This window comes from Streptomyces sp. NPDC031132, assembly GCF_055570595.1.
Genome location: NZ_JBVIGX010000005.1, coordinates 97,366 through 105,127, shown reverse-complemented (window position 1 = coordinate 105,127; position 7,762 = coordinate 97,366). Strand labels below are relative to the sequence as shown.

The 7,762-nt window shown below is 73.5% G+C and carries 5 protein-coding genes; all 5 read left to right on the top strand.

Features of this window, described 5'->3' with window-relative positions; genetic code table 11:
• Positions 1-245 precede the first annotated feature (245 nt).
• Genes ACZ49B_RS09915 through ACZ49B_RS09895 form a run of 5 tightly spaced genes read left to right on the top strand, consistent with a single transcriptional unit; the run spans position 246 to position 7,732 of the window.
• Positions 246-2,720 (top strand): GcvT family protein, encoded by a 2,475-nt coding sequence (locus ACZ49B_RS09915; protein WP_468302707.1) that lies wholly within the window; start codon positions 246-248, stop codon positions 2,718-2,720.
• Positions 2,717-3,949, top strand: a complete 1,233-nt coding sequence (locus ACZ49B_RS09910) for a sarcosine oxidase subunit beta family protein (RefSeq protein ID WP_468302704.1) — start codon at positions 2,717-2,719, stop codon at positions 3,947-3,949. Before ACZ49B_RS09915 ends, ACZ49B_RS09910 begins: the two co-directional genes overlap by 4 nt.
• Before the next feature lie 12 nt (positions 3,950-3,961).
• On the top strand, positions 3,962-4,240 hold the full coding sequence (locus tag ACZ49B_RS09905) for a sarcosine oxidase subunit delta (protein WP_468302701.1): 279 nt from the start codon (positions 3,962-3,964) through the stop codon (positions 4,238-4,240).
• The gene (locus ACZ49B_RS09900; protein WP_468302698.1) at positions 4,237-7,116 is read left to right on the top strand and encodes a 2Fe-2S iron-sulfur cluster-binding protein; all 2,880 of its coding nucleotides are present in this window, start codon (positions 4,237-4,239) and stop codon (positions 7,114-7,116) included. The genes ACZ49B_RS09905 and ACZ49B_RS09900 overlap by 4 nt, the downstream gene beginning before the upstream one ends.
• Positions 7,109-7,732 carry a sarcosine oxidase subunit gamma gene (locus ACZ49B_RS09895; protein ID WP_468302695.1) on the top strand — a complete coding sequence of 208 codons (624 nt, stop codon included), beginning with the start codon at positions 7,109-7,111 and terminating at the stop codon, positions 7,730-7,732. The genes ACZ49B_RS09900 and ACZ49B_RS09895 overlap by 8 nt, the downstream gene beginning before the upstream one ends.
• Positions 7,733-7,762 lie beyond the last annotated feature (30 nt).

Sequence of the window (7,762 nt, the reverse complement as noted above, 5' to 3'; positions counted from 1 at the left end):
GGAGATGCGACCCTCGTCGAGAGAAAAACCCCCCCCCCCCCCCCCCCCCCCCCCCCCCCCCCCCCCCCCCCCCCCCCCCCCCCCCCCCCCCCCCCCCCCACGGCTGTTTCGGCCCTCTGTGCAGGGGAGTTGCGTCGCATTCGACGCTCTTGACACCGCCCTGGGCGACCGGCACTGTGTGTTGCGCAACCTGCACCACGTTGCGCTGACGGCAACTCGATTTCGTTCGAATCGGAGGGGCGGAGATGGCGGGACCGCGCGTGGTCATCATCGGAGCGGGTGTCGTGGGTGCAGCGCTGGCGGACGAACTGTCCTCGCTCGGCTGGACCGAGCTCACCGTGGTCGACCAGGGTCCGCTCCCCGCCACCGGCGGCTCCTCGTCCCACGCCCCCGGCCTCGTGTTCCAGGCGAACCCGTCGAAGACCATGACCGAACTGGCCCGCTACACCGTCGAGAAGCTCAGCACGCTCGACGTCGACGGGCAGCCCTGCTTCCTCCAGGTCGGCGGGCTCGAAGTGGCCACCACCGCGGAGCGCCTCACCGATCTGCGGCGCCGGCACGGCTGGCTCACCTCCTGGGGCGTCGAGGGCCGCCTCGTGGACCCGGACGCATGCGTGGCGCTGCACCCCCTGCTCGACCGCGACCGCGTGCTCGGCGGACTGCTGGTCCCCACCGACGGCCTGGCCAAGGCGGTGCTCGCCGTGGAGGCGCAGCTCCGGGCCGCCCGCGCCCGGGGCGTACGCCTCCTGGAGCGCCACGAGGTCCTGGACATCCGTACCGAAGCCGACGACACCACGGGAGGCGACCGCGTCACCGCCGTCGTCACGGACCGCGGTGAGATCCCCGCCGACATCGTCGTGTGCTGCGCCGGCATCTGGGGCCCCAGGGTCGCCCGCATGGTCGGGATGAGCCTGCCGCTGACCCCCCTCGCCCACCAGCTGGCATGGACCGGCCCCGTCCCCGCACTCGCCGGACAGACCGAGGAGGCGGTCCGCCCCATCCTGCGCCACCAGGACGCCGACCTCTACTACCGGGACCGCTACGACCGGCTGGGCATCGGCTTCTACGGACACCGCCCGATGCCGGTCTCCGCCGACGACATCGCGCCGGTCGACTCCTCACCCGACATGCCCTCCGTACTGCGGTTCACGGCCGACGACTTCGCCGACGCCTGGACCGAGACCCGGTCCCTGCTGCCCGCCACCCGCGACGCGAAGGTCGAGGAGGGCATCAACGGACTCTTCTCCTTCACCACCGACGGAATGCCCCTGCTCGGCCCGTCACCCGACGTCAAGGGCTTCTGGGTCGCCGAGGCCGTCTGGGTCACGCACTCCGCGGGCGTCGGCCGCGCCATGGCCGAATGGCTCGTGGACGGCCACTGCTCCTCCTTCGACCTGCACGCGTGCGACGTCAACCGCTTCGAGCCGCACCAGCTCGCCCCCGCGTACGTACGCGCCCGCGCCTGCCGGAACTTCGAAGAGGTCTACGACATCCTCCACCCGCTCGAGCCCGCCGGTGCGCCCCGCCCGCTGCGCACCAGCCCGTTCCACGTCCGGGCACGTGCACTCGGCGCCTTCTTCCTGGAGGCCTCCGGCTGGGAACGGCCCCAGTGGTACGCCGCCAACGAGCCCCTCCTGGACCGGTGGGACATCCCGGTACCGGGCGACTGGGCCGCCCGGATGTGGTCGCCGATCGTCGGCGCCGAGGCCCTGGCCACCCGGGAGAGCGTCGCCCTGTACGACATGTCGGCCCTCAAACGGCTGGAGGTCTCCGGCCGCGGAGCCGCAGCCTTCCTCCAGCACCTGACCACCTCCGACGTCGACAAGTCCGTCGGCTCGGTGACGTACACGCTGATGCTCGACGAGAGCGGCGGCATCCGCAGCGACATCACGGTGGCCCGCCTCGCCCGGCACCGCTTCCAGATCGGGGCCAACGGCAACCTCGACCTGGACTGGTTCACCCGCCACCTCCCCGAGGACGGCTCGGTCGCCGTACGGGACATCACCGCGGGCACCTGCTGCATCGGCCTGTGGGGGCCGAAGGCGCGCGAGGTGCTCCAGCCGCTCACCGACGCCGACTTCTCCAACGAAGGCCTGCGCTACTTCCGGGCCCGCAGCGCCCACATCGGGGCCGTCCCCGTCACCGCCCTGCGCCTCAGCTACGTCGGGGAGCTCGGCTGGGAGCTTTACACGAGCGCCGACATGGGGCTGAAGCTCTGGGACACGCTCTGGGAGGCCGCGCAGCCGTACGGCGGCATCGCGGCCGGCCGCGGCGCCTTCAACAGCCTGCGCCTGGAGAAGGGCTACCGGGCCTTCGGCACCGACATGGGCCGCGAACACGACCCGTACGAGGCCGGCCTCGGCTTCGCCGTCAAGACGGGCAAGGGCGATTTCCTCGGCCGGGCCGCACTGGAGCGGCGCGCCGCCGACGTCCGGCGCCGCCTCACCTGCCTGACCATCGACGACCCGAGCGCCGTCGTCATGGGCAAAGAGCCCGTGTACGACGGGGACCGGCCGGTCGGCTACGTCACCAGCGCCGCGTACGGCCACACCATCGGCAAGGGCATCGCCTACGCGTGGCTGCCCGCGGAGCTCGCCACACCGGGCCGCGCCCTGGACATCGGCTACTTCGACCTGCGCATCGCGGCCGTCGTCGCCGAGGAGCCGCTGTTCGACCCGGGGATGCGGCGCCTGCGCGGCCTGTCGGGAGAGGCCCGATGAGCCCCCGGACCCCGGGCGCCGCCCTGCCCGAGCACCCGGCGTGGCTGTGGCGCACGCCCGAGCCCAAGCGCAGTTACGACGTGGTCGTCGTGGGCGGCGGCGGACACGGCCTGGCCACCGCCCACTACCTGGCGAAGAACCACGGCATCACCGACGTCGCCGTCCTCGAACGCGGCTGGCTCGCCGGCGGCAACATGGCCCGCAACACCACCATCATCCGCTCCAACTACCTGTGGGACGAGAGTGCCGGGATCTACGAACACGCCCTCAAACTGTGGGAAGGGCTGGAGGAGGACCTCGACTACCCCCTCCTGTTCTCCCAGCGCGGCGTGCTGAACCTGGCCCACACCCTCCAGGACGTACGGGACGGCGTGCGCCGCGTCGAGGCCAACCGGCTGAACGGCGTGGACGCCGAATGGCTCGACCCCGCGCGGGTCAAGGAGGTCTGCCCGATCGTCGACACCTCCCCGGACGTGCGGTATCCGGTCATGGGCGCCACCTACCAGCCGCGCGCGGGCATCGCCAAGCACGACCACGTCGCCTGGGGCCTCGCCCGCGCGGCCGATGCCGCCGGCATCGACCTCGTCCAGAACTGCGAGGTCACCGGCATCGACGTACAGGACGGCCGGGTCACCGGGGTGCAGACCTCGCTCGGCCCGATCGCCGCCGGCCGCGTCGCCCTCTGCGCGGCCGGGCACTCCTCCGTACTGGCCGCGATGGCCGGTTTCGAGGTGCCCCTGCAGAGCCACCCGCTGCAAGCGCTGGTCTCCGAGCTGCTGGAGCCCGTCCACCCCACCGTGGTGATGTCCAACGCGGTGCACGTGTACGTCAGCCAGGCCCACAAGGGCGAGCTGGTCATGGGCGCCGGCATCGACGCGTACAACGCGTACACGCAGCGCGGCGCGTTCCACATCATCGAACGCCAGATGGCGGCCGCCCTCGAACTCTTCCCCGTCTTCGCCCGCGCGCACGTCCTGCGCACCTGGGGCGGCATCGTCGACGTCAGCCCCGACGCGTCCCCGATCACCGGCCTCACCCCGGTGGAGCACCTCTACCTCAACTGCGGCTGGGGCACCGGAGGTTTCAAGGCCACACCCGGGGTCGGCTGGGCCTTCGCGCACACCATCGCCCACGACGCCCCCCACACGCTCAACGCCCCCTTCACGCTGGAACGCTTCACCACCGGCGCGCTCGTCGACGAGCACGGCGCGGCCGCGGTGGCCCACTGAGGAGCCGAGACGATGCTGCTCATCCCCTGTCCCTGGTGCGGGCCCCGCGACGAGGCCGAGTTCCACTACGGCGGCCAGGCACACGTGCCCTACCCGGCGGACCCCGCGTCCCTCAGCGACGAGGCCTGGGCCCGCTACCTCTTCTTCCGCGACAACCCCAAGGGCCCCTTCGCCGAGCGGTGGAGCCACGCGGACGGCTGCCGCCGCTGGTTCAACGTCGTCCGGGACACGGCGACCAACGAGATCCGCTCCGTCTACCGGACCGGCGAGCCGGGGCCGGTGAGCTCATGACCGCACACCCTTTCCGGCTGCCCGACCGCGGCCGCATCCGGCGCGACCAGCCGCTCCGCTTCCGCTTCGACGGAGTGGACTACCAGGGCTACCGCGGTGACACCCTTGCCTCGGCGCTGCTCGCCCACGGCGTCCACCAGGCCGCCAGCAGCGTCAAACTCGGCCGCCCGCGCGGGATCTTCACCGCCGGGGTCGAGGAGCCGAACGCCGTCGTACAGATCGAGGAACCCTTCCCCGAGCCGATGCTGCCCGCCACCACCGTCGAGCTGTACGACGGACTCGTCGCGAGCAGCCTGCCCGGGCAGGGCCGGCTCGCCACGGCACCCGACCCCGCCCGCTACGACGCGATCCACGCCCACTGCGACCTGCTCGTCGTCGGCGCGGGCCCGGCGGGCCTGGCTGCGGCGACGGCGGCCGCCCGCAGCGGGGCGCGCGTGATCCTCGCCGACGACCGGCCCGAGGCGGGCGGCAGCCTGCTCGGCACGGGCGAGCTGCCCGAGTGGGCCGCCGCGGCCGGCGCGGAGCTCGACGCGGCGCCCGAGGTCCGCGTACTGCTCCGGACCACCGTCTTCGGGTACTACGACGACAACCACGTGCTCGCCGTGGAGCGCCGCACCCACCACCTCGGCGCGCAGGCCCCCGCGCACGTCTCCCGCGAGCGGGTGTGGCGGATCCGGGCGCGCCGGGTCGTGCTCGCGACCGGCGCGCACGAACGCCCGCTCGCCTTCGCCGACAACGACCGCCCCGGCGTGATGCTCGCCGGGGCCGCCCGTACGTACCTGCACCGGTTCGGTGTCGTACCGGGCCGCCGCGCGGTCGTGTTCACCACGAACGACAGCGCGTACGCGGCGGCGCTCGATCTGGCCGCGGCGGGTGTCGCGATCGCCGCGGTCGTCGACGCGCGGCCCCGGCCGGGGGAGTGGGCGGGCCGGGCCGTCGAGGCCGGCATCGAGGTGCTCGCCGGGCACGTGGTGACGGGCACCACGGGCGCACCCCGGGTCTCCTCGGTGACGGTGTCCGGTCCCGGGGAGGGCTCCGAAGCGTCCGGTCCCGGGGAGGGCTCCGCGGTGTCCGGTCCCGGGGAGGGCGCCGCCACCCGCGAGATCCCCGCCGACCTCCTGCTCGTGTCCGGCGGCTGGAACCCGGTCGTCCACCTCTTCAGCCAGGCCGGCGGGCGCCTGCGGTACGACTCCGCGCTCGGGACGTTCCTACCGGACGGCTGCCGCCAGGCCGTGGAGGCCGCCGGCGCGGCCCGCGGCGAGTTCGACCTCTCCCGCTGCCTGGCCGAGGGCCGGGCCGCGGGGACCCGGGCCCTCGAAGCCGAGGGCTTCACCGCCCACGGCGCGCTCCCGCTGCCGTCCGTCGCCGCACGGCCCCGGACTCCCGCCCGGCACCTGTGGGCGGTCCCCGGCGCCGACACCGCGCGCAGCTTCGTCGACCTCCAGCGCGACGTCACCGTCGACGACCTCGCCCGCGCGACGGGCGCCGGCCTCCGCTCGGCGGAACACCTCAAGCGCTACACCACGGCGGGCACCGCGAACGACCAGGGCAAGACCTCGGGCGTGCTCGCGAGCGGAGTCGTCGCGCACCTGCTGGGCGTCGACGTCGGCGAGCTGGGCACGACCACCTTCCGCGCCCCGTACGCCCCGGTCTCCTTCGCCGCGCTCGCCGGGCGCGACCGCGGCCTGCTGCACGACCCCGTACGTGTGACCGCCCTGCACGACCGGCACGTTGCGCACGGCGCCGAGTTCGAGAAAGTCGGCCAGTGGAAACGGCCCTGGTACTACCCGCAGGCCGGCGAGGACAAGACGGCGGCGGTGCTGCGCGAATGCCGCGCCGCCCGCGAGGGCGTCGCCCTCATGGACGCCTCCACCCTCGGCAAGATCGACGTACAGGGGCCGGACGCCGGAGTTTTCCTGGACCGGCTCTACACCAACATGATGAGCACCCTGAAGACCGGCATGATCCGCTACGGCGTCATGTGCCGCCCGGACGGGATGGTCTTCGACGACGGCACCGCCATCCGCCTCGCCGACGACCGCTACCTCCTCACCACCACGACCGGCAACGCCGCGGCCGTACTGGACTGGATGGAGGAATGGCTCCAGACGGAGTGGCCCGGACTGCGCGTGCACTGCACCTCGGTCACCGAACAGTGGGCCACCGTGGCCCTCGTCGGGCCCCGCTCCCGGGACGTCCTGCGCGGGCTCGCCCCCCGACTCGCGGTGGACGCGGCCGACTTCCCGTTCATGACCTGGCGGGACACGGCCGTCGCCGGGATCCCGGCCCGTGTGTGCAGGATCAGCTTCTCCGGCGAACTGGCGTACGAGATCAACGTGTTGCCGTGGGAAGCCCCAGGGCTGTGGGAGGCGCTGTACGAGGCGGGCCGGCCCCTCGGCATCACCCCGTACGGCACCGAGACGATGCACGTCCTGCGCGCCGAGAAGGGCTACCCGATCGTCGGCCAGGACACCGACGGCACCGTGACCCCGCAGGACCTCGGCATGAGCTGGGTCGTGTCCCGCAAGAAGCCCGACTTCATCGGCAAGCGCTCGTACACCCGGCCCGACACCGCCCGGCCCGACCGCAAGCACCTCGTCGGACTGCTGCCGGACGACCCCGGCATCCTGCTGCCCGAAGGAACCCAACTGGTCGCCGCCGCACGACTGCCCGAACCGCCGGTGCCGATGCTCGGACACGTCACCTCCAGCTACCGCAGCGCGGCGCTCGGCCGGAGCTTCGCGCTCGCCCTGGTCAAGGGCGGTCGGGACCGCATCGGCGACCGGCTGTACGCACCCGTGGGCGGCGGCCTCGTCCCGGTCACCGTCACCGGTCCCGTCCTCTACGACCCCGAGGGGGCACGCCGCGATGGCTGACACCGCCGCCCGCCGCGCCGGGCCGAGCCCGCTGGCGCCGTACGCCGAACGCTTCGCCGCCGCCACCCGCGCCTCGGGCGGAGCCCTGCGGCTGGCGGAACTGCCCTTCCTCGCCCAGGTCGACGTACGGCTCGACCCCAAGGGCCCGGCCGCGGACGCCGTCGGACTCGCGCTCGGCTTCCCGCTGCCGCTGGAGCCCAACACCATCGCGCACGGCGGGGAGTTCGCAGCGCTGTGGCTGGGCCCGGACGAATGGCTCGTCATCGGTCCGGCCGGAACCCGGACGCACCTCGAGGCCCGGCTGCGGGAAGCCGTGGGCGAACGGCACGCGGCGGTCGTCGACGTCTCGGCACAGCGCACCACCCTGCTCGTCGGCGGGGACCGGGCCGCCGAACTCCTCGCGCACGGCTGCGCCCTCGACCTGCACCCCCGCGCCTTCGGCGCCGGACGCTGCGCCCAGACCACGCTGGCCCGGGCCCAGGTGGTGCTGGTCCCGGGCGACGAACACCGGCCCGGATTCCGGGTCCTGGTGCGCTCCTCGTTCGCCGGCTACCTCGCCGAATGGCTCCTCGACGCGGCATCGGAGTACATCTGGAATTCCCCCGACACCCCCTAGCGTGGCACCGGTCGTGCGACCAGGGAACGC